At 62.1% G+C, this 20,836-nt stretch carries 17 protein-coding genes; 11 read left to right on the forward strand and 6 right to left on the reverse strand.

Going from position 1 to position 20,836, the window contains the following annotated elements:
• Positions 1–18: 18 nt before the first annotated feature.
• Entirely contained in the window at positions 19–693 is a 675-nt protein-coding gene (locus tag LAD35_RS11565; RefSeq protein WP_224149225.1) for a GntR family transcriptional regulator, read from the forward strand.
• Between the two features lie 85 nt (positions 694–778).
• On the opposite strand, the gene LAD35_RS11570 is transcribed toward LAD35_RS11565, so the two are convergent.
• On the reverse strand, positions 779–1,201 hold the full coding sequence (locus LAD35_RS11570; RefSeq protein ID WP_224149226.1) for an acyl-CoA thioesterase: 423 nt from the start codon (positions 1,199–1,201) through the stop codon (positions 779–781).
• Positions 1,202–1,471: 270 nt separating this feature from the next.
• Between LAD35_RS11570 and LAD35_RS11575 the strand changes: the two genes are divergently transcribed.
• The 5 genes from LAD35_RS11575 (at position 1,472) to LAD35_RS11595 (ending at position 7,102) form a co-directional block, all read left to right on the forward strand.
• Entirely contained in the window at positions 1,472–3,178 is a 1,707-nt protein-coding gene (locus LAD35_RS11575) for an electron transfer flavoprotein-ubiquinone oxidoreductase (protein WP_224149227.1), read from the forward strand.
• A gap of 196 nt (positions 3,179–3,374) precedes the next feature.
• Positions 3,375–4,034 (forward strand): lipocalin family protein, encoded by a 660-nt coding sequence (locus tag LAD35_RS11580; RefSeq protein WP_224149228.1) that lies wholly within the window; start codon positions 3,375–3,377, stop codon positions 4,032–4,034.
• Positions 4,035–4,321: 287 nt separating this feature from the next.
• Complete coding sequence (locus tag LAD35_RS11585) at positions 4,322–5,290, forward strand: ABC transporter substrate-binding protein (RefSeq protein WP_224149229.1); 969 nt, start codon at positions 4,322–4,324, stop codon at positions 5,288–5,290.
• A gap of 111 nt (positions 5,291–5,401) precedes the next feature.
• Positions 5,402–6,286, forward strand: coding sequence for an ABC transporter permease (locus LAD35_RS11590; protein ID WP_224149230.1), 885 nt, complete (start codon positions 5,402–5,404; stop codon positions 6,284–6,286).
• Between the two features lie 21 nt (positions 6,287–6,307).
• Complete coding sequence (locus LAD35_RS11595) at positions 6,308–7,102, forward strand: ABC transporter ATP-binding protein (RefSeq protein WP_224149231.1); 795 nt, start codon at positions 6,308–6,310, stop codon at positions 7,100–7,102.
• Between the two features lie 99 nt (positions 7,103–7,201).
• Here the strand turns inward: LAD35_RS11595 and LAD35_RS11600 are convergent, their stop codons facing one another.
• Positions 7,202–8,647 carry an MFS transporter gene (locus LAD35_RS11600; protein WP_224149232.1) on the reverse strand — a complete coding sequence of 482 codons (1,446 nt, stop codon included), beginning with the start codon at positions 8,645–8,647 and terminating at the stop codon, positions 7,202–7,204.
• A gap of 88 nt (positions 8,648–8,735) precedes the next feature.
• Between LAD35_RS11600 and LAD35_RS11605 the strand changes: the two genes are divergently transcribed.
• Positions 8,736–9,395: a helix-turn-helix transcriptional regulator gene (locus LAD35_RS11605; protein WP_224149233.1), complete on the forward strand. Its 660-nt coding sequence runs from the start codon at positions 8,736–8,738 to the stop codon at positions 9,393–9,395.
• 10 nt (positions 9,396–9,405) lie between these two features.
• On the opposite strand, the gene LAD35_RS11610 is transcribed toward LAD35_RS11605, so the two are convergent.
• Positions 9,406–10,866, reverse strand: coding sequence for an MFS transporter (locus tag LAD35_RS11610; protein WP_224149234.1), 1,461 nt, complete (start codon positions 10,864–10,866; stop codon positions 9,406–9,408).
• Between the two features lie 182 nt (positions 10,867–11,048).
• On the opposite strand from LAD35_RS11610, the gene LAD35_RS11615 reads away from it, so the two are divergent.
• Positions 11,049–11,939, forward strand: a complete 891-nt coding sequence (locus LAD35_RS11615) for a LysR family transcriptional regulator (protein WP_224149235.1) — start codon at positions 11,049–11,051, stop codon at positions 11,937–11,939.
• 317 nt (positions 11,940–12,256) lie between these two features.
• The gene (gene wrbA / locus LAD35_RS11620) at positions 12,257–12,856 is read left to right on the forward strand and encodes an NAD(P)H:quinone oxidoreductase (protein WP_224149236.1); all 600 of its coding nucleotides are present in this window, start codon (positions 12,257–12,259) and stop codon (positions 12,854–12,856) included.
• 103 nt (positions 12,857–12,959) lie between these two features.
• On the opposite strand, the gene dkgB is transcribed toward wrbA, so the two are convergent.
• Complete coding sequence (gene dkgB, locus LAD35_RS11625) at positions 12,960–13,766, reverse strand: 2,5-didehydrogluconate reductase DkgB (RefSeq protein WP_224149237.1); 807 nt, start codon at positions 13,764–13,766, stop codon at positions 12,960–12,962.
• Between the two features lie 153 nt (positions 13,767–13,919).
• Between dkgB and LAD35_RS11630 the strand changes: the two genes are divergently transcribed.
• On the forward strand, positions 13,920–14,834 hold the full coding sequence (locus LAD35_RS11630) for a LysR family transcriptional regulator (protein ID WP_224149238.1): 915 nt from the start codon (positions 13,920–13,922) through the stop codon (positions 14,832–14,834).
• Between the two features lie 140 nt (positions 14,835–14,974).
• Here the strand turns inward: LAD35_RS11630 and LAD35_RS11635 are convergent, their stop codons facing one another.
• Positions 14,975–18,085 (reverse strand): DUF5979 domain-containing protein, encoded by a 3,111-nt coding sequence (locus LAD35_RS11635; protein ID WP_224149239.1) that lies wholly within the window; start codon positions 18,083–18,085, stop codon positions 14,975–14,977.
• Positions 18,086–18,821: 736 nt separating this feature from the next.
• Positions 18,822–19,283 (reverse strand): Lrp/AsnC family transcriptional regulator, encoded by a 462-nt coding sequence (locus LAD35_RS11640; protein ID WP_224149240.1) that lies wholly within the window; start codon positions 19,281–19,283, stop codon positions 18,822–18,824.
• Between the two features lie 366 nt (positions 19,284–19,649).
• On the opposite strand from LAD35_RS11640, the gene LAD35_RS11645 reads away from it, so the two are divergent.
• The gene (locus tag LAD35_RS11645) at positions 19,650–20,774 is read left to right on the forward strand and encodes a sterol desaturase family protein (RefSeq protein ID WP_224149241.1); all 1,125 of its coding nucleotides are present in this window, start codon (positions 19,650–19,652) and stop codon (positions 20,772–20,774) included.
• The last annotated feature ends 62 nt before the right edge of the window (positions 20,775–20,836 follow it).

Below are 20,836 nucleotides of genomic sequence, written 5' to 3' on the forward strand. Positions count from 1 at the left end.
GCATTCTTTCCGTATTCCATGAGCCCACGCACCGCCCAAACCAAGCCTCTTCCTCCCCCCAAGCGCCGGGCTGCCGATGTGGCCTATGACGCCATTGAGGCCTTGATCTGCACGCTGGAGCTGCAGCCGGGCAGCCCGGTGGTCGAAGCCGAAATCGCCGAGCGCACGGGCCTGGGGCGCACACCGGTGCGCGAGGCCTTGCTGCGGATGGTGTCCATCGGGCTGATCGAGCCGCAGCCCCGGCGCGGCCTTCTGGTGTCGGGCATCGACCTGGCGGGCCACCTGGACATCGTGGCCACCCGCCGCGTGCTGGACCAGCTGATTGCCGCCTGTGCCGCACGCCGGGCCACCACCCACCAGCGAGAAGAAATCGTGCGCTGCGCAGCCCGCATGCACGATGCGGCAGAGCGTGGCCGCATCGACGACTACATGCGCGCCGACCATGAACTCGACACCATCAGCCACCTGGCCAGCCGCAATCTGCCTGCCGTCAACTGTGTGGTTCCGCTCATCGTGCAATGCCGCCGCTTCTGGTACGCGTACCAGCACGCAGGCGATCTGATGGAAGGCGCCCGCGCCCACCTGGCGTTTGCGCAGGGCATTTCATCTGGCAACGAAGCGGCAGCCGTCGCGGGCTCCAACCAGCTGATGGACTACCTGGAGCACTTTGCGCGCCGGATCATCGACCAATGATCGGCCAGAGTTTTCGATAAAAAAACAGCCTCCAGCGCATAAGCGTCAAGCACCATAAGCTATATATTCAATAGCAATACCGCCTTCAGCCATCCACCATCGCCCGCATCCACGCGGGCAGATCGACGGCCTTCTGGCGGTCAAAATCCACCCAGATCACCGTGGCGCCACCGTTGGCATACACCACACCGGGCTCGCCTGCCTTCTCGATCTCGTACCAGGTCTCGAATGCCGTGCGGGCCGGGTCGCTCACAGACATCTTCACCACCAGCTGCGCCGGATACTCGATCTGGCGCAGGTAGTTGCAGAAACAGTTGACGACTACCGGCCCCTGGTTGCCATCGTGCGGCGTCTCGCGCGTGGAGCGCAGCCACTCGACCCGGGCGCTCTCCATGTAGCGAAAGTACACGGTGTTGTTGACGTGGCCGAGACAGTCCATGTCTCCCCAGCGGACATCCATGGGAGAGTCGTGCACCCAGCGTTTGTGATCAGGCAGCAGGATTTTCATGCCCGCCATCTTACGGTCTATACAGACCGGGTGCTGCACCGCAGCAACGCAGGCTGTCGCCGACTTTCAGGCACGCGAACCCGCCGTCTCAGAAAAACAGAGTGCTGACGCGCATTTACCGCAATAATCTAGGGCTAACCCTAGGACCCAAGCAGTTACCGCACTGCAACATACACATAAAATCCTTGGCATTGCAGGACACCATGCGCGCAAGACATGGCAGTGTGATTTGCCTGAGCCTTTTTCAAGAATTACCGATACGGAGCCCCGATGACCAACGAAGAAATACTGGCCCAATTTGGCCCCCGCGAGTCGATGGAGTACGACGTCGTCATCGTGGGCGGTGGCCCCGGCGGTCTGGCCACGGCCATCCGCTTGAAGCAGCTGGCTGCAGAGAAAGGTACCGATGTTTCCGTCGTGGTGCTGGAAAAAGGTTCGGAGCCCGGCGCGCATACACTCTCGGGTGCCATCATGGACCCGCGAGCCCTCACCGAGCTGATCCCCGACTGGAAGGAAAAAGGCGCCCCGCTCACGCAACCCGTGACGGAAGACGCCATGATCTTCCTCACCGAGAAATCGGGCCTGCGCACCCCCAACTGGCTGCTGCCTCCCTGCTTTCACAACGAAGGCAACTACATCGTGCAACTGGGCTATGTCGTCAAGTGGCTGGCCGACCAGGCCGAAGCCCTGGGCGTGGAAATATTCCCAGGCTTTGCTGCCGCCGAGGTGATCTACAACGAAGACGGCTCCGTCAAGGGCGTGGCCACCGGCAACATGGGCGTGGGCAAGGACGGCAACCCGACCGATGACTTCCAGCTCGGCATGGAACTGCACGGCAAATACACCATCTTTGCCGAAGGCGCGCGTGGCAATCTGGGCAAGCAGCTGATTGCCAAATACCAGCTGGATGCGGGCAAGGATCCGCAGACCTACGGCATCGGCGTCAAGGAGCTGTGGGAAATCGATCCCCAACGCCACCAGCCGGGCTTTGTCATGCACACCGCCGGCTGGCCGATGAACAACGACACCTATGGTGGCGCCTTCCTCTACCACCTGGACGACAACAAGGTCACGCTCGGCTTCATCACCGGCCTCGATTACTCCAACCCCTATCTCTCCCCCTTTGAAGAGATGCAGCGCTGGAAGACCCATCCCAATATCCGCTACTACCTGGAAGGGGACGAGGCCAAGGGTATCAAGCCTGCCAAGCGCATTGGCTACGGCGCCCGCGCCATCACCGCAGGTGGCCTGATGAGCCTGCCCAAGACCGTGTTCCCGGGCGGCGCGCTGGTGGGTTGCGATGCAGGCTTTCTGAACGTGAGCCGCATCAAGGGCAGCCACGCCGCCATCAAGACCGGCATGCTGGCCGCCGAGGCTGCGTACGATGCCATCGTGGCAGGCCGTCAGGGCGATGAGCTGAGCGCCTACCCTGCAGCGTTCGAGAAGAGCTGGCTGTATGAAGAGCTGAACAAGAGCCGCAACTTCAAGAGCTGGTTCAAGAAGGGGCTGGTGACGGCATCGGTCATGAACGGGCTCGAACAGTTCGTGCTGCGCGGCAATATTCCCTGGACCCTGCACCGCGACAAGCCCGACCACGCCTACCTCAAGCCCGCGTCGGAATGCCAGCCCATCGAATACCCCAAGCCCGATGGCAAGCTGACCTTTGACCGCCTCTCCAGCGTGTTCATCAGCAACACCAACCATGCGGAAAACCAGCCCGCGCACCTGACGCTCAAGGACGCCTCCATCCCCGTAAACGTGAACCTGGCCAAGTTTGCCGGCCCCGAGCAACGCTACTGCCCAGCCGGCGTGTACGAGTTTGTGGCCGACGAGGAAAAAGGCGGCTCGGCCCAGCGCCTGCAGATCAATGCGCAGAACTGCGTGCACTGCAAGACCTGCGACATCAAGGACCCGACTCAGAACATCGTGTGGGTAACACCGGAAGGTGGCGGCGGCCCGAACTACTCGGGCATGTAGGCCCGTCTCACCCTTTCCCCATGGCCGGCAACGGCCATTTTTTTCGCCCCAACCCGGCTGCATTGGCGGCATTGCGCCCTTCCGCAGCCCGCCCTGCTGCCCCACGGCAGTCTTTACCTAGCCTGCCACGGGGTTCTGCGGCAATACCGACATTTACCGACAAGACAGTGTCCGCTCGCGCACCAGAATAAGGCACATGCCAATGCTTCTCGGTTTCAGTGCTACCCACGCCAAGCGCTCCCTGTACAGTTTTGTATGCGGTGCGCTCATGCTGGCTGCGCCCGAAATTGCATCGGCGCAGGCGACACGGGCCGCAACGGCCGCGGCCCCCGCAGCGACCACTGCGCCGCCCAGTGCAGTGATCCTGGAGCTGGCCACCCGCTACAGCGCCGAGCGCTACATGGGCCTCTGGTACAAGGTGGGCAAGACCGAGATACCCAGCAATGAGCTTCGTACCCGGGAACGCTACGAAATGCTGCTGCGCTACGACGGAGCCGTGCGTGTCATCTACACCTACTACCTGCCGCTGTCCAACCAGTGGAAACGGGTCGAGGATTACATGGAGCCGCTGGACAAGAATGGCAGCACCTTCCCCAGTGACCACAGGATCGACCCGCCCGTCACCTTCCGCATCAACCGTTTTGGCAACCTGCTGAGCGTCGACTACCGCACCTTTGCCATCGACGCCAACTACCAATGGGCGCTCGTCAAGGGGCCTGGAACAGGCTCCTATTTCGTGCTCTCCCGCTCGCCCACCATCCCGGAGCCGCTGCGCCGGGCCCTCACGCAGTTAGCCAAACGCAACTACCCCGACATGGGCAACCTCGTCTGGTCCAGCCTCGAGGGCGAGAAGTAGCCGTCTGCCAGCACCTTTGGCCATGCATGTTTACTGCGCCACCCATGCAAAAAACCAGGAACATTGCATTTTTGTAGCGTCAAAAATCGATTTCAAGCACTTTTATTTCCACATCAAGTCCAACTGCGCCTGCAAGCATTCATTTTTTCCGCATCGTCGCAACTAGGGCTCTCCCTGAGTTCAAAAACCATCATCACCCGTTAACAGGGGTGTAGACTGCTGCCACTTGCTTGCAACGCGCGGCGCTGCAGCTACGAATATCAACACACCCTGGCGGAGATACACGAATGAAGAAACTGGCATGGGCGCCTCTGGGCGCAGTGGCACTGGCAATTGCTGCAATCGCGCCGGCGGAGGCCGCCGATCAGAAATCGGTTGCCGTAACCGCCATCGTTGAGCACCCTGCACTGGATGCGGTGCGCGACGGTGTCAAGGCCGCTCTGAAGACCGAAGGCTTTGAAGAGGGCAAGAACCTGAAGTGGCAGTACCAGAGCGCCCAGGGCAATCCTGGCACCGCCGCGCAGATCGCCCGCAAGTTCGTGGGTGACAAGCCCGATGCCATCGTGGCCATCGCCACGCCTTCGGCACAGGCCGTCGTCGCCGCCACCAAGACCGTGCCCGTGGTGTTCTCCGCCGTGACCGACCCCGTTGCTGCCAAGCTGGTGCCCAGCTGGGAGCCATCCAAGAACAATGTGACCGGTGTGTCCGACCTGCTGGCGCTGGACAAGCAGATGGAACTGGTCAAGAAGGTCGTGCCCAACGCCAAGCGCGTGGGCATGGTCTACAACCCGGGCGAAGCCAACTCGGCTGTGGTCGTGAAAGAGCTGAAGGAGCTGCTGCCCAAGATGGGCATGACCCTGGTGGAAGCCGCTGCACCGCGCTCGGTGGACGTCTCCAGCGCCGCCCGCTCGCTGGTTGGCAAGGTCGATGTGATCTACACCAACACCGACAACAACGTCGTGTCCTCGTACGAAGCCCTGGTCAAGGTTGGCCAGGATTCCAAGCTGCCGCTGGTGGCATCGGACACCGACTCGGTGGCACGTGGCGCCGTGGCCGCCATGGGCATCAACTACCGTGACCTGGGCGAGCAGACCGGCCGCATGGTGGCGCGCATCCTCAAGGGCGAAAAGCCCGGCGACATCAAGACCGAAGTCTCGACCAAGATGGAGCTGTTCGTGAACCCCGGCGCTGCCGAGAAGCAAGGCATCAAACTGAGCGACGAGCTGGTCAAGTCGGCCGCCAAGGTGGTTCAGTAATGCCACATTGCCTGCTGCCGTGCTGACCGTGCAGCGCAGGCGATGACAAGATGCAGCCCCGCCAGAAGCGGGGCTTGTTTTATCTAGCCACCTCTTAGATAAGAAAAATCCATGACCTTATTTTCATTTTTGGGAGCCATCGAGATCGGCCTGATCTTCGCGCTGGTCGCGCTCGGTGTGTTCATCTCCTTTCGCCTGCTTCGCTTTCCTGACCTGACGGTGGACGGCAGCTTTCCGCTGGGCGGCGCCGTCTGCGCCGTGATGATCACCAGCGGCTACAGCCCCATCATCGCCACCATTGGCGCAGCACTGGCAGGCGCCGTGGCAGGCCTGATCACCGGCTGGCTCAACGTCAAGCTCAAGATCATGGACCTGCTGGCCTCCATCCTGATGATGATTGCGCTGTACTCGGTCAATCTGCGCATCATGGGCGGCCCCAACGTGCCACTGATCAACGACCCCACCCTCTTCAACCAGCTGCAGCCCTCCGGCATGGAAGACTACGTGTTCCGCCCCCTGCTGCTGATCGTGATCGTGATCCTGGCCAAGCTCGCCATGGACTGGTTCTTCCTCACCGAGCGCGGCCTGGCCATCCGTGCCACCGGCACCAATGCCCGCATGGCACGCGCCCAGGGCGTCAACACCGGCGGCATGATTTTGCTGGGCATGGCGGTATCGAACGCACTGGTGGGCCTGGCTGGCGCGCTGTTTGCCCAGACCCAGGGCGGCGCAGACAGCTCCATGGGCATCGGCACCATCGTGATTGGCCTGGCGGCGGTGATCGTTGGCGAATCCATCCTGCCGTCGCGCAAGCTGATTCTGGCAACCCTGGCCGTGGTGATCGGTGCCATCGTGTACCGTTTCTTCATTGCCCTGGCATTGAACAGCGACTTCATCGGCCTGAAGGCCCAGGATTTGAATCTGGTGACCGCGCTGCTCGTGACCGTGGCACTGGTGATACCCCAGCTCAAGCGCAAGCTCAGCAAAAAGCCCTAAGCCCAGAATCGGAGAATAGCCATGCTGAGCGCAAAAGACCTCAAGATCACCTTCAACCCCGGCACGCCCATCGAAACCCGCGCCCTGCGCGGCATGACGCTGGAGATCCCTGCCGGCCAGTTTGTCACCGTCATCGGCTCCAATGGTGCCGGCAAATCAACCTTCCTCAACGCCATCTCGGGCGACCTGATGGTCGACACCGGCAGCATCGTCATCGACGGCGAAGACATGACGCGCAAGCCCGTCTGGGACCGTGCCCACAAGGTCGCCCGCGTCTTTCAGGACCCGATGGCTGGCACCTGCGAAGACCTCTCCATCGAAGAGAACATGGCCCTGGCGCACGAGCGCGGCAACTTCCGCGGCCTGTCCAAAGCCGTCAAGAACGCCAACCGCGAGCTGTACCGCGAGCGCCTTGCCACCCTGGGCCTGGGCCTGGAAAACCGCCTGACCGACCGCATCGGCCTGCTCTCGGGCGGCCAGCGGCAGGCCGTGAGCCTGCTGATGGCAGCGCTCCAGCCTTCGCGCATCCTGCTGCTCGACGAGCACACCGCAGCGCTTGACCCGCGCACGGCCGACTTTGTGCTCAACCTCACCGCACGCATCGTGGAAGAAGGCCAGCTCACCACGATGATGGTGACCCACAGCATGCGCCAGGCGCTCGACGTCGGCACCCGCACCGTGATGCTGCACCAGGGCCAGGTCGTTCTGGATGTGAGCGGCGAAGAACGCGCCCGCATGGATGTGCCTGACCTGCTGCAGATGTTCGAGAAAGTACGTGGCGAAAAACTGGCCGACGATGCCCTGCTACTGAGCTGACAGGTTTCGCGCATCCAACCCGGCACCCAACAAGGCAGCGGGCCTCCACCACGGTGGACCCGCTGCCTTTCTGCTTTCATCGCTACCGGTTGACTCGTATCAAGCTCGCAGGTAGCGCCGCACCGACCAGGCGGCCATGGCCGGAAAGATGGCAAACACCCCAAACAGCCAGGCCGCAGAGAAACCCAGCACGGCCCGATCGCCTGTCTGCGCGAGCCCCAGCGCATTGGCCGCCAGGCCCACCAGGGCTGCCCCCACCGCCATGCCATACAGCTGCACCGTGGTGATGGCCGATGCGGCCGCATCCGCCTCCTCCTTGCCTGCGTTCAGCATGATGGCATTGAGCACATGCGGCCAGGCCATGCCCACCCCCAAGCCCAGCAGTGCCAATGCCATGCCGCTGGCCACCAGCGCCACACTCCCCTGCCAGGGCATGGCCAGCGCCAGGATCACCAGGGCCAGCGCGCACAGCACCGGCCCCCGGAACATCAGCGCCCGTCCCGCCGCCCCGCTCTTGCCGGAAAACAGCACCGATGCGGCCGACCAGCCGCCCGCCAGCAAGGCGGTGACATACCCAGCCGTCAATGGCCGCAATCCATGCAGGTGCTGCAGCAGATAGGGCACGAACACCTCCGTCATGGTGCCGATCAACAGCAGCGCCACGGCGGCATACAGCATACCCAGCGGGTGGGCAAGCGTGCTGCCGCCCTGGGGCAGCAGGCGCTGCGCAGCATGGCGCTCACGGGCAATGGCATAGGCACCGGCCAGCAGGCCTGCGGCAGCCAACAGCCACTGCCACAGCGGCGCATTCACCACACTGGCCGCAGCCACCAGCAGCACCGACAGCGCCAGCAAGGCAATCTGCTGCACGGCAATACCTGCATCGTTCGAGCCAGCGCGGCTGAGCAGGCGCGAAGGCGCCAGCTGGCGCTGCACCAGAAGCATTTGCAGCACAAGCAAGGGCAGCAAGGCCCCGAAAGCGAGACGCCAATGGCCCGCCTGGGCAAACAGGCCGCCCACCGCTGGCCCGCTCAGGGTGGCGATGCCCCACATGGCCGAAATCAGCGCAATGGCACGCGGCCACAGCGCAGGCGGAAACACGAGGCGGATCAGCGTGTAGCTGAGCGCGCCCACGGTGCCGCCACCCAGGCCCTGCACGGTTCTGCCTGCCAGCAGCAACGGCATGGAACTGGCCATGGCGCACAGCAAGGTGCCCAGTGCAAACACCAGCAGGGCAGCCAGCATTGCCGCACGCGCACCGTGCCGCGACAGCAACCGCACAGACAGTGCGGCCCCCACAATGGAAGCCACCACGAACAAGGTCGTGCTCCATGCGTACCATGCCATGCCACCGATCTCCTGCACAACCGACGGCAGGATGGTGGTGACAATGTGCACATTGATGGCATGCATGGCGACGGCGCCGGTCAAGGCCAGGGCCGTGAGGCCGTGCTGGCGGCCGAGCAACTGGCCCCAGCTGGCGGGGGCCAGTTGCGCATCCGCAGTGCTGCCGGGTGCTGATGCCGAAGAAGTGGTGGTTTCCATGGATATCCTTGCCGATAGATAATGCAAGTATTCTCTTTGAAAATTACCCACCCTCATCAATAAAACAAGTTATCACTTGCATAAATAAATGCAATCCCATTCCGCCACCACCGAACACTCCTCCACCATGCGCATGCTGGAGGCGCTCAAAAAGCAGGCGCCAGCCAGCACCGCAGAGCTGGCCCGCACCTTGCAGATGACCTCCGAGGCGGCGCGCCAGCAGATCAACCGGCTCGCTGAGCAGGCGCTGGTGCAGGCCCACATGCAAAAGCCCGCCGGTGCCGGCAGGCCCCGCCAACTGTGGACCCTGACGGCCGCAGGCCAGCGCCATTTTCCGGATGCCCATGCGCAGCTCACCGTGCAGTTGATCGGCTCCATCCAGAAGTTGTTCGGCCAGCAAGGCATGGACAGCCTGATCAGCGAGCGCGAAGCACAATCGCGGACACGCTACCAGGCGCACTGCACGGCCCCGCAACTAGCACAGCGCCTGGCCCAACTGGCCGCCATCCGAACGGAAGAAGGCTATATGGCGCATGTGGAACCACATGGCCAGGGCTGGCTCCTGGTCGAAGACCACTGCCCCATCTGCGCGGCGGCAAGCGCCTGCCGTGGGTTCTGCCGCTCGGAGCAAGCCCTGTTTCAGGAGGTGCTGGCAGATGTAGCCACCCTGGAGCGCAGCGAATACCTGCTGGAAGCAGGCCAGCGCTGCGTGTATGTGGTGCAACCGCTGCAGCAGCCAGGCCACTGAATTTCAGCGTTCAGGCCGACGCAGCCACCCTTGCTGCGGCGCGCTCAGGCCTGGCCATGGCCGCGCAGACCAGCAGTGCCAACAAGGCCGGCAGTGCAGCGCCCCATTCCGCGTACTGCAGGCCCTGCGCATTGGCCTGGCGCCAGGCTTGCTCGCCGGCATCATGCAGGCCGGCCAACGGCGCTGCCGCCACCATCACCAGCACCGCCAGCCCCAGGGCAGCGCCTACCTGCTGGGCCGTCGCGGCCACGCCCGATGCCACACCCTGCTGCCCGGGCGCAATGCCCTCGCCCACCAGCACCCACATCCCCGTCCAGCTGGCACCCTGGCCGATGCTCATCACCACAAAGCCGGGCACCAGCCACCAGTAGTTGGCCGCCTGTGGCAGCACAGCTGCCGTCCACACCATGCCCAGCAAACCTGCCACCCAACCGGCCAGCAGCACGGATCGCGCGCCGTGCCGCACAAGCCCACGCTCGGCCAGGCGAATGCCCACCGTGCAGACGATGGTGGGCAGCACGAAGGCCAGACCCGCCTGCATGGGGCTCCAGCCCAGCACCTGCTGAAAGTACAGGCCCAGAAAGTAGTACTGCACGCCATAGCTGCCCATGAAAAGCATGGCCAGCAGCATGGCCGTCTGTAGGCCGCGCACACGCAGCATGGCCAGCGGCATCAGGGGTGCCGCGACACGCTTTTCGATGGCGACAAAGGCCGCCAAGGCCAGGATGGCGAGCAGCAGCACCGTGGCGGTGCGCCAGTCCGTCCACCCCCACTGCGGGCCTTGCACCAGCGCCGCCACCAGCAGACTGCTGCCCACGGTGACACTGACGCAGCCAGCCACATCAAACCGGCGCCGCGCACGCGGCACACTGGGCATGGCAGGCAGATAGCGCAGCGCCGCCACGGCGCAAGGCCAGGCAATCGGCACCAGTACCCACAGCACCCAGTGCCAGCCCAGGGTTTCGGTCAGCACGCCGCCAAGCAAGGCCCCTGCGGCAAGGCCTGCAGCACTGGCCATGCTCCAGACGGCCAGCGCGCGGTTGCGCGCAGCGCCTGCGGCGTACAAGGTATTGATCATCGACAAGGTGGCCGGGAACAGCAAGGCCGCGCCCACGCCCTGCCCGGCGCGCGCAGCCACCAGTTGCCAGGCCTCGGCGGCAAAACCGCCCGCCCATGAGGCGAGCCCGAACAGCGCCATGGCAGCCACATACATGCGCCGCTGGCCCAGCAGGTCGGCGCAACGCCCGCCCAGCAGCAGGCAGCCGCCAAAGGCCACGCTGTAGCTGCTGATCACCCACTGCAGGTGGCGGGCATCGAGTTGCAGCTGCTTGCCCATGGCATCGAGCGCCACGAAGACGATGGTCGCATCCAGCGCGATCAGGAGCTGCGCGAGCGACAACAGCGCAAGCGCGGCACGGGGATGGCGCAGCACGGTTGGTGCTGCGCTGCTTGAAACAGATTCTCTAGGCATGGCTTCATCACTCAGGAGGAAAAGGCCTGCAGCGCATGGCGCCACGCAGGCAGTGATGACCGGTCAGGCAGGATCGTATTTAATTCACCAGCAAAGATAAATACGAAAAATATCTTTTACTTATGCAAAAATGAATCAATCAATTACCAATCAATTCCCAGACAGACGATGAGACTGATGCCATGGACCTGAATGCCGTACACATGCTCGTCAAGGTGGCCGAGATGAAGAGCTTCACCCAGGCTGCACACTGCCTGGGCACGACGCAGTCGCGCATATCGCGCGCCATTGCACAGCTGGAGGCTGAGCTCGGCACCCGGCTGCTGCACCGCAATACGCGCAATGTCTCGCTCACCCCCGATGGCTGCACGCTGGTGGACCGCAGTGCCGAGCTGATCGCCGGCCTGGACGAGGCCCGCAAGCTGCTGCTGGACCGCCGCTGCGAGCCCACGGGCGTGCTGCGCATGACGGCGCCCTCGGTGCTGGGGCGCGTAGTGCTGACACCGCTCCTCGGCCAGTTGCTGGAGCAATACCCGGCCTTGCAGATTGATGCCAGCTTCACCGACCGGCTGGTTGACATGGTGGACGAGGGCTTTGACGCGGCCCTGCGCATCGGCCCGCTGGCCGACAGCCGCATGATCGCCCGCAGCCTGCCGCCGCTGCATTGGGTGACGGTGGCCTCTCCGCAGTATCTGGCCCGGCACGGCACGCCGCAGACGCAGGAGGCGCTGGCCGAGCACCGCTGCCTCTCCGTCTACAACCACTACCGGGGTTTTCTGGTGCCCTGGCAGTTCAAGCTGGCAGAAGGCAAGGCCGAAGACTGGCTGCCGCCCGTCAGCATCAGCTTTGACAGCGGCGACCCGCTGATTGAAGGCGCCTTGGCCGGGCTGGGCGTTGCACAGGTCATGGAATTTGCCGTGCGCGAGCACATTGCCAGCGGGCGCCTGGTGCGCGTGCTGCCCCAGCTCGAAGGCCGCAGCCGTGAGCTTTCCCTGGTCTACCCCCGCACACGCCATGCCTCCCCCAAGATCAAGGCGCTGGGCGCGCTGCTTTTGGCGCACAGCCACTGGTAACAGTGTGGGCCCTGCAGTGCCCCGGGGCATCCCGCCCTTTTTGCTATTAATTTCAAAGTTAAAGCGCTTTACCAGCAAGCGCTGTAAGCCGGTTTACGCACGAGTTTCGGCGCCAGAGCGCACGCGTCGTTCAAATTCATGCAACGCTGCGTTCAAATCGCGCATCTACTGCGCACAGTGGATCTGGCTACAGTTGTGTTTCAGGAAATCACACAGAGCCGGACATCCAAAAGCAGGTCCATGTCCATGTGGTTTTCATGTTCTGGCGCCGTGCCCGCTTCCCGGGCCGGCCACTCACTCACACAAAGGAAATCGCAATGGCTAAAGTTCTGGTTCTCTACCATTCCATGTACGGTCACATCGAAACCATGGCCGCCAAGATTGCCGAAGGCGCCAAGAGCGTGCCCGGCACCGAGGTGACGGTCAAGCGCGTGCCCGAAACCATGCCTGCAGACGCTTTCAAGGCTGCCGGCGGAAAGACGGACCAGGCAGCCGCTGTGGCCTCGCCTGCCGAGCTGGGCGACTACGATGCCATCATCTTCGGCACCCCCACTCGCTTTGGCAACATGAGCGGCCAGATGCGCAGCTTTCTCGACCAGACCGGCGGCCTCTGGGCCAAGGGCGCGCTGGCAGGCAAGGTTGGCAGCGTGTTCACCTCCACCGGCACGCTGGGCGGCCAGGAAACCACCGTCACCTCGTTCTGGAACACCCTGGCCCACCACGGCATGGTGATCGTGCCCGCTGGCTTTGGACTGCCTTCGCAGTTTGACCTGTCGCAAGTCAAGGGCGGCTCGCCCTACGGCGCCGCCACCGTGGCAGGCGCCGACGGCTCGCGCCAGCCTTCCGCTCCCGAGCTGGATCTGGCCTTTGCCCAGGGCGCCAAGGTCGCCACCCTTGCTGCCAAGATCGCAGCTTAAGAACGTGTTCACGATCTCTACGCAGCCGTCTGCTTCCTTGCAGCGGTTGCGTTGAGTTCCAGCGGGCCCGCCCTCACTGCAGGGTGGGCTCGCCTGCAAACGCTCAGTCCCAGGCTGGTGCCAGGCCTTCGGGGTTGACTTCGCGGCCGTTGCGCTCCAGTGGCGCGATCAGGGCCATGTCCTCGGCGTCCAGTTTCAGATCACGAGCCAGCAGGTTACTGACCAGGTTTTCGCGCTTGGTCGACGACGGAATCACCGCATAACCCAGTTGCAGTGCCCAGGCCAGCGCCACCTGCGCCACCGTGGCCTGGTGCTTGTCGGCAATCCTGGCCAGCACCGGATCCTTGAGCACTTTGCCATAGGCCAGGGTCATGTAGGAGGTCACCTGGATGCCCTGCTCCTGGAGGAAAGCCGTCAGCTTGTGGCCCTGCAAATAGGGGCTCAGCTCGATCTGGTTGGTGGCAATTTCGCCCTTGCCCACCGCAGCAATCGCCTGGCGCGCCAGTTCGATATTGAAGTTGGAGATGCCGATCTGGCGGGTCAGGCCCAGCGCCTTGGCCTCGGCCAGCGCCTCCATGAATTCGGGCAGTTCCACGCCGTTGCCCGGCGCAGGCCAATGGATCAGCGTCAAGTCCACATGGTCGGTGCGCAGCTTTTTCAGGCTCTCACGCAGGCTGGGCACCAGCTTGGCCCTGCCGTAGTTGTCGGTCCAGATCTTGGTGGTCACGAAAAGATCAGCACGCGGCACACCGCTCTCGGCAATCGCCTGGCCAACCTCGGCCTCGTTGCCGTAAATCTGCGCGGTATCGATGGCGCGGTAGCCCACGTCCAGCGCATTGCGCACCGAATCGATGACGGTCTGGCCGGTCAGGCGGAACGTGCCGACGCCAAAGGAAGGGATAGGGTTCATGAAAGGACTCCTCAGTCAGGTGAATGGAACGCAAAGGACAGGATGCAGCCGTGCTGCAGTTGGGCCGTCGCGCTTGATGGATGACAGTGTGCCCGGTTAATATTTGCAGATTAAGCCCCTTATTCACCAATGTCTCTTGATTAAAAATCAATAATGAAAACCACCCTCGATGAATTGCAAGCCTTTGCGGCCGTGGTGGACACGGGGTCGATCACGGCAGCCTCCGAACTGCTCGGCCTGACGATCTCTGCCACGAGCCGCACCCTGGGACGGCTGGAGGAGAAGCTGCAGACCACCCTGCTGCGCCGCACCACGCGCAGGCTGGAACTGACCGAGGAAGGCGCCACCTTTTTGCAGCGTGCCCGGGCCATCCTGTCCCTGGTGGACGAAGCCGAAGAGCAGATGGCCGCCCGCCGCGTGCGGCCTGCGGGTCGGTTGCGGGTGGACGCGGCCACGCCTTTCATGCTGCATGTGCTGGTGCCGCTGATCGAAGGGTTCAGCAAGCGCTACCCCGAGGTGGAGCTCGAGCTCAACTCCAACGAGGGCATCATTGACCTGATCGAAAAGCGCACCGATGTGGCATTCCGCATCGGGGTGCTGAAGGACTCCACCCTGCACGCCCGCCCCATCGGCACCAGCCGCGTGCGGGTGCTCGCGAGCCCCGCCTATCTGGAGCGCCACGGCATGCCGGCCGAGCCCGCACAGCTCACCCAGCCGGGCGCGCCGTACACCTTGCTGGGCTTTACCCAGCCCGAGTCACTGAATGACTGGCCGCTGCGCGGTGTCGATGGCAACGCCCTGCACATCCAGCCCGCGATTAGCTCATCCAGCGGAGAAACGCTCAGGCACATGGCCCTTGCAGGCCTGGGCATTGCCAGTCTGTCGGATTTCATGACGCGCGAGGACCGCCGCAGTGGCCAGCTCGTGCAGCTCTTTGCAGCGCAGACATTGGACGTGCGCCAATCCATCCATGCGGTCTACTACCGCAACACCGCCCTTGCGGCACGCATCACCTGCTTTGTGGACTACGTGGCCCAGACCCTGGGCCAGCAGGCGTTCGAGGATTGAATCCGCCCTTCACAGTCTTCACAGCGCTTTCGGGCGGCCATGGCAGACGCATTCGCCCTTCATTAGCGAACATGCCCAGCTGCTGATGCAGCCGGGCATGCCTGGAATGTGCTTGCAGTCTCTATATCTATAGCAAGCGATCAAATGCGGCGCTGGCGTGAGGCACAGCAGGCCCCCAACCAGCCCACCATCAGCGCCAGCAGCAGATACCCCAGGGGCCCGCCCGCCGGAACCGGCTTTGGTGTGGGCTTGCTACCACCATCGCCACCACCGTCGCCATTGTCCCCGCCGCCATCACCACCGCCGGTCAGCGGGTTGATCACTTCGGCCTGTGCATTGCCCCCTGTGGGAACGACAACCGGATTGCCGGTGTAGCTTGGTGCTCCCCAATTGAACTTGGCTGGCGCAGCGGCCTTGCCGGTTTCGGTGATCGTGCAGGAGGCATTGGCGGGCAGCGCCGCCAGGCTGACCGAGGCCGTCTGGCCATTGACCACGGCAATGCTGGCAGTGCGCACACCGTCCACACCGCAGTCCAGCGAGAAATCGAATGTGCCATTGACCGAAGCCACGGCTGCCGCATCTCCGGTGATCCGCTTGGTCAGTTGCAGCCCACCGGTCTGGCGCTGCACCCGGTTGGTGACTGTAAAGCCCGTATTCTGCGCGCTGACCTCGGGCGTTCCCACCCAGATGTAGCCTGTAGGTGCTGCTGGCGGGGTGTCTTCGGTTGCGGTGCAGGTGTCGCCGTCAAAGAAAGAAAGCGGGGTGCTGGTGCCGCTGGTGGCGCCCGCAGGCACAGTGGCCGACCAGGCCTGCGCAGGCTGCGAGCCGCACACCATGGTGCCGGTGAAGGTCATCGGGCTGGCCAGACCCGTGGTCAGGCCTTCGATCACCTTGGTCACCGTCCGGGCCGTACTGGTGTTGAAGATCTGCAGATTCACATGGCTCTCGTTGGAGGCCAGGATGGGATCGACCACGCCGGAAGCCACGGCGGCATAGCCGGTATTGGTGTAGGTTCCGGGCAGATAGCCTGCAGTGGTGCGGATCACGAACTGCACCGCCCCCCCGTTGCCCAGGGATGCAATGGTGCTGCTGACCGTGCGCGTTGCTGCATCGTAATTCACCGAAGCACCGCAGGCAGCCGGAGCCGTCAGCACGGAGCATGCTGCATCAACGAAAGTCACGCCCTGGGGCAGCGGATCGGAGAACAGCACATTGGCGGTATCGGAGGGGCCGGCGTTGTAGACATCCACGGAATACGTCACCATGGCGCCGCGATTGGCCGTAACCGGCGCCACCGATTTGTTGACCGAGACGTTGGAGCAACTGAAACGCGACATGGTCACGGTGGCAACGTTGTCCGAAGGTGTCTGCTCATCCGTGCCATCGGGCGGTCCTGCAGAAAACTCATTGACCAGATAACCCGAAGGCCAGTTGCAGCCGCTTTGCGAGTAGCCATAGGTCAGCGAATAGGTGATCGTCAGCGAGCCGCCGACGGGCAGCTTGGGAACCGCGGCCTGGAAGGGCAAGGAAAAGCCGCTGATGCTGCCTGAATATGGCGCAGGAAAGGCCGATGCATCCGGGCACACGGCGCCATTGGCCGCCGAGCAATTGATCACCGATGACTGCACATCGAGGCTTGAACCCAGCTCAAAAGGGATCAGGCGATCGGCGATGCTGGCGCCATCGGCCGGGTTGGGCCCCTTGTTGGTCACCGTCACGGTGTAGGTGACAGGAACGCCCGGCTGGTAGGCGTCGGAGCTTTGTGTCTTGGTCACTGCAAGATCGGTTCTCGGGCAATCCGGCGTTGCTGGGACGATGATGGGCACTGACACAAAATTGTTGCCGGTATTGGAGTCCTCCAGGCCGTCTGGCGGATTCGCAGCGAACTCGTTGTTCAGCCCCCCAAGCGTTCTGCCGCATGGAATCGGGGCATTGATGCGCGTCTGCACCTCATAGACGATGGTGAGGCGCCCGTTGACCGGCAGGACCGGCACCTGCGTATTGAACAGCGTGGCGCCTGACGCATTGCCCGATGGATTGAGGAATTCGGAATTCGCAGGGCATACCGCGCCGAAATCCGCCACGCAGCTTTGGAACTGCGCTGTCGCATCGAAATATGCGGCAGAGCCGCCGTGGGTTCTGATCACGTCGGAGATGTACGCGCCGTCGGCAGCCTCTGGCCCCGCATTGGTCAGCACCATGGTGTAGGTGACGAGGTCTCCCATCTGTGGCGTGACCGGGTCCTGGGTCTTGAGCACCTGCAAGTCTGTCTGCCGGCAAGGGGGCGTGCCGGGCACCTGCAGGATGGCCGCTTGCTGGTTGTTGTTGGGGCTGGTGTCATTCATCCCGTCGAGCAACTGGATCGAAGCGGTGTTGAACAGCTGCCCGGCAGGCCTGCCGCAGGCGGCATTCGGCAGCAGATAGGGTGTCATGGTGTAGGTCACCGTCACGGCGCCGCCCGGTGGCAGCGCCGGAATGGTGGCGTTGAACACCGGGCTGTAGCTGCCCTGCCCGGAACGGTTGGGAAAACTTGCGTTGTCCGGGCACTGCGCGCCGCCGGTTGCCGTGCACTGGTTGAACACCAGATCGGCCGCGATATGGCTGATGAAGCTGTTGGAGAGCGTATCCCACAACACCACGCCGTCTGCGGCGCCCGGCCCGTTATTGGTGAGCCTGATGGTGTAAGTGAGGGGCACGCCAGATTGGTAGGTGTCTGTACTCTGCGACTTGGTAACCTCCAGGTCCACCTCGTAGCGCATGGCGGTGCTGACGGAGCTGGTGTTCGAATTGGGCAAGGGGTCCGTCACACCGGCGGGCGGGCTGATCGTGGCCGTATTCGTCAACGTGGTCGGGCCGGTGACACCGAACCGGCCTGTGATCTCCACCCGCACCTTGCCCAGGTTGGGAAATGTCGACAGCGTGCCAGACACCGTTCCATTGACGACCGACAAATCGGCGGGGCATACCGCGCCACCCGTTGCCAATGTACATGTCGCCTGCACATTGGTAACCCCGGCCGGCAATGGATCCTGGAAGCTCGCACCATTGGCGGCATCCTGGCCGTTGTTATCCATTTCCAGGGCATATGTAAAACCTGTACCACCGATACCCGACGAAGGGCCGAATTTGGTGATTTGTACATCGGCTGTCTGCGCCCAGGCGTGCAATGGTGACGTTACCAGCACCAGCGCAGAAAAAATATATTGAGCAGCCGTCAACAAAATACTGAAAAGTGGATTTTTTTGTGCCATGGAACCGATCCTTTATCTTTGTATAAAGGCCTCTCCAAAAATAAATAAAAATGCACAATCCACGATTTCCACATATATTAACTGCGTGCAGAAATCAAATACCCAACATTCCAATGGAAGTGCGCCCCCCGAAGATCTCTCACTGGCTCTTCAGGAAGCACAATTATCCAGACCAATAGTCTTCACGAGAAGACTTAGTAATTTTAAAAAATCTTAAAACAACATTTGTTTACACTTATACCCAATAAGCCTTACAACACTCATTGCGGCCTAACACACAATGGAAGAAGTTGCAACATTCATTCTGACAGGAAATAATTTAATAGAGTATTTGTATAATGCATCGAGGCATACATGGTAAATCAATAAACTCATGCAGATTTTTTATTATTGATTTTACACATGCATTATTGATATTTTCAGAAATTCTCTTTTAAAAAAGAAAATCACATTCTTTATATTCTCGGATTTTCTTACGCACAGCAAGGCAGGGGCTATGAAAGACGCTTGCCATTGCGACCCGTCGCACTACCACCGATACGCCATTGCTTCGTTGGGGACGCCTAGTTGGGGACGCCTGGTTGGGGACGCCAAGTCTCGTCATGCATTGGCATTGCCCGTGACACCGCCTGACATGGCCCGGCCTGACGCGGCACTGTCTGGCACCGCATGACATCCGTCGCCGCCGCAAGGCTGCCAGGTGACGTTGGCAGCTCTCAAACCGCCATGGGCCCGTTCACACACCCAGTGGCAGATCTGCCTTTTTCAGCGTCCGCAACACGAAGCTCGACTGGCTGTGACGGATGCCCTTGATCTTGTAGAGCTTCTCGCGCAGCAGGCGCTCGTAATCGCGCGTGTCTTTCACCACCACCCGCAGCAGGTAGTCGTACTCGCCGGAGACGAGGTGCGCCTCCACCACCTCGGGGATGGTGGCCAGCATTTCGCCAAACTTCTCCAGCGTGTTGTCCGAGTGGCTGTCGAGCGTGACCTGCACCAGCACCGTATCACCCAGGCCCAGGGCCTGTGAGTTCAGCCGCACGGTATAGCCTTCAATCACGCCCGCCTCCTCCAGCTTCTTGATGCGGCCCCAGCAAGGCGAGGAGCTCAACCCCACGGCATGGCCGATGTCCTGCAGGCTGGCGCGGCTGTTGGACTGCAGCACCGCAAGAATTTTTCGATCCAGACGATCAAGCAGCATATTTTTCCACCATCGTTCATTGATAAGAATTTTTTTCTGATTTTATGAAAATTATCAGACAAAACAAAAATTCTTCCCAGCGACCCAGGCCCATACTTTGGGCATCGAAACACTTTTACCGAAGCCGCTTTCTTGCAGAGCCTGCTTACCGGCAGTCCCTCTCACCGCCCGCCCCCAGGCAGTTACCGCTGCCGTGGGGGCGAGTTGTTTTGCAGCTGTTGCACGCCGTCAACAGTGTTCCTGCAGGCTCCAGGTCCGCTCCCCGGACGTAACAGAACTGTTGCAATTAGAGGACCACGGCATTCTGTCCTACAGCTGCTGCCCGTGGCATAGTGGCGCCAAATCACAAACGACAACGAAGCAGCTATGTTCAAGCGACTCAATGATCTGTCTGAAAGCCACGGCTCCCTGCAGGCTGGCAAGGGGATGGTGGCAGGGGTGATCGCCCTCATCCTGGCGGCACTGTGTTTTCTGGGGGTCATGGCATTTCACTTTCCGCAGTACCTGACGACACCCGAGCTGCGCCGCAGCTATAACGTGGATGTCATGCGGCAGCTGCTGTTCTGGTGCATGGTGATCTCAGGCGGCCTGTCGGTGGCACTGATCGTGCTTGGCCGTGTGCGCTGGCTGGCTGCGTCGGCTTTCGGGCTGGTGGTGCTGTCGGCGCTGCTGGGCGGCCACAAGGTGCCGGTGGGCGAATTTGCCACCAACACACCCTATATTGGCCTGGACTGGTTCATCCTCGATCTACTGGGCAGTTCGCTGATCTTCATCTTCATCGAGAAGCTGTTTGCACTGCGCAAGGATCAGCCGGTGTTCCGCCCCGAATGGCAAACCGACTTCCACCACTTTCTCGTCAACCACATGGTGGTGGGCTTCATTCTGCTGGCCACCAATCTGATGGTGCACAAGCTGTTTGGCTGGGCCGCCAACGACGGTATCCGTGGCTGGGTGGCCAACCTGAACTTCTGGGTGTCGCTGTTCCTGATCATCCTTGTGGCCGATCTGGTGCAGTACTGGACACACCGTGCCTACCACGAGGTGCCGCTCTTGTGGCGCATTCACGCCGTGCACCACAGCGTCAAGAGCATGGACTGGCTGGCCGGTTCGCGCCAGCATATCCTGGAGCTGCTGATCACCCGCACCCTGGTGCTGGCCCCCATCTATGTGCTGGGTTTTTCGAAGGAAGTGATTGATGCCTACATCATCATCGTCGGCTTCCAGGCCGTGTTCAACCACGCGAACGTGAGCGTGCGCCTGGGGCCGCTGCGCTACATCATCGTCACGCCCAACTTCCACCACTGGCACCACAGCCAGGACCAGGAGGCGCTGGACAAGAACTATGCGGCGCACTTTGCCTTTCTGGACTACCTGTTTGGCACCGCAGTCAAGAGCGACAAGCTCTGGCCCCAGGCCTACGGCGTGCTGGGGGACTATGTGCCCAACGGGTTCCTCAAGCAGCTGAAGTTTCCCTTCACCTGGAAAGGCTGAGCGCCCACCCCCATCCACACAGAGCCTCCCTATCGGAGGCTCTATAATTTTGATAGCTTGCT

This window comes from Comamonas odontotermitis, assembly GCF_020080045.1.
Classification (GTDB): domain Bacteria; phylum Pseudomonadota; class Gammaproteobacteria; order Burkholderiales; family Burkholderiaceae_C; genus Comamonas; species Comamonas odontotermitis.

What these genes read in the sequence shown, in the direction of transcription:
- wrbA (WP_224149236.1), top strand. Translation starts at nt 12,257, where the DNA reads ATGGCTAAAGTTCTGGTTCTCTACCATTCCATGTACGGTCACATCGAA.
- LAD35_RS11635 (WP_224149239.1), bottom strand. Translation starts at nt 18,085, where the DNA reads ATGGCACAAAAAAATCCACTTTTCAGTATTTTGTTGACGGCTGCTCAA.
- LAD35_RS11615 (WP_224149235.1), top strand. Translation starts at nt 11,049, where the DNA reads ATGGACCTGAATGCCGTACACATGCTCGTCAAGGTGGCCGAGATGAAG.
- LAD35_RS11640 (WP_224149240.1), bottom strand. Translation starts at nt 19,283, where the DNA reads ATGCTGCTTGATCGTCTGGATCGAAAAATTCTTGCGGTGCTGCAGTCC.
- LAD35_RS11590 (WP_224149230.1), top strand. Translation starts at nt 5,402, where the DNA reads ATGACCTTATTTTCATTTTTGGGAGCCATCGAGATCGGCCTGATCTTC.
- LAD35_RS11605 (WP_224149233.1), top strand. Translation starts at nt 8,736, where the DNA reads ATGCAATCCCATTCCGCCACCACCGAACACTCCTCCACCATGCGCATG.
- dkgB (WP_224149237.1), bottom strand. Translation starts at nt 13,766, where the DNA reads ATGAACCCTATCCCTTCCTTTGGCGTCGGCACGTTCCGCCTGACCGGC.
- LAD35_RS11565 (WP_224149225.1), top strand. Translation starts at nt 19, where the DNA reads ATGAGCCCACGCACCGCCCAAACCAAGCCTCTTCCTCCCCCCAAGCGC.
- LAD35_RS11575 (WP_224149227.1), top strand. Translation starts at nt 1,472, where the DNA reads ATGACCAACGAAGAAATACTGGCCCAATTTGGCCCCCGCGAGTCGATG.
- LAD35_RS11570 (WP_224149226.1), bottom strand. Translation starts at nt 1,201, where the DNA reads ATGAAAATCCTGCTGCCTGATCACAAACGCTGGGTGCACGACTCTCCC.
- LAD35_RS11645 (WP_224149241.1), top strand. Translation starts at nt 19,650, where the DNA reads ATGTTCAAGCGACTCAATGATCTGTCTGAAAGCCACGGCTCCCTGCAG.
- LAD35_RS11610 (WP_224149234.1), bottom strand. Translation starts at nt 10,866, where the DNA reads ATGCCTAGAGAATCTGTTTCAAGCAGCGCAGCACCAACCGTGCTGCGC.
- LAD35_RS11630 (WP_224149238.1), top strand. Translation starts at nt 13,920, where the DNA reads ATGAAAACCACCCTCGATGAATTGCAAGCCTTTGCGGCCGTGGTGGAC.
- LAD35_RS11585 (WP_224149229.1), top strand. Translation starts at nt 4,322, where the DNA reads ATGAAGAAACTGGCATGGGCGCCTCTGGGCGCAGTGGCACTGGCAATT.
- LAD35_RS11580 (WP_224149228.1), top strand. Translation starts at nt 3,375, where the DNA reads ATGCCAATGCTTCTCGGTTTCAGTGCTACCCACGCCAAGCGCTCCCTG.
- LAD35_RS11595 (WP_224149231.1), top strand. Translation starts at nt 6,308, where the DNA reads ATGCTGAGCGCAAAAGACCTCAAGATCACCTTCAACCCCGGCACGCCC.
- LAD35_RS11600 (WP_224149232.1), bottom strand. Translation starts at nt 8,647, where the DNA reads ATGGAAACCACCACTTCTTCGGCATCAGCACCCGGCAGCACTGCGGAT.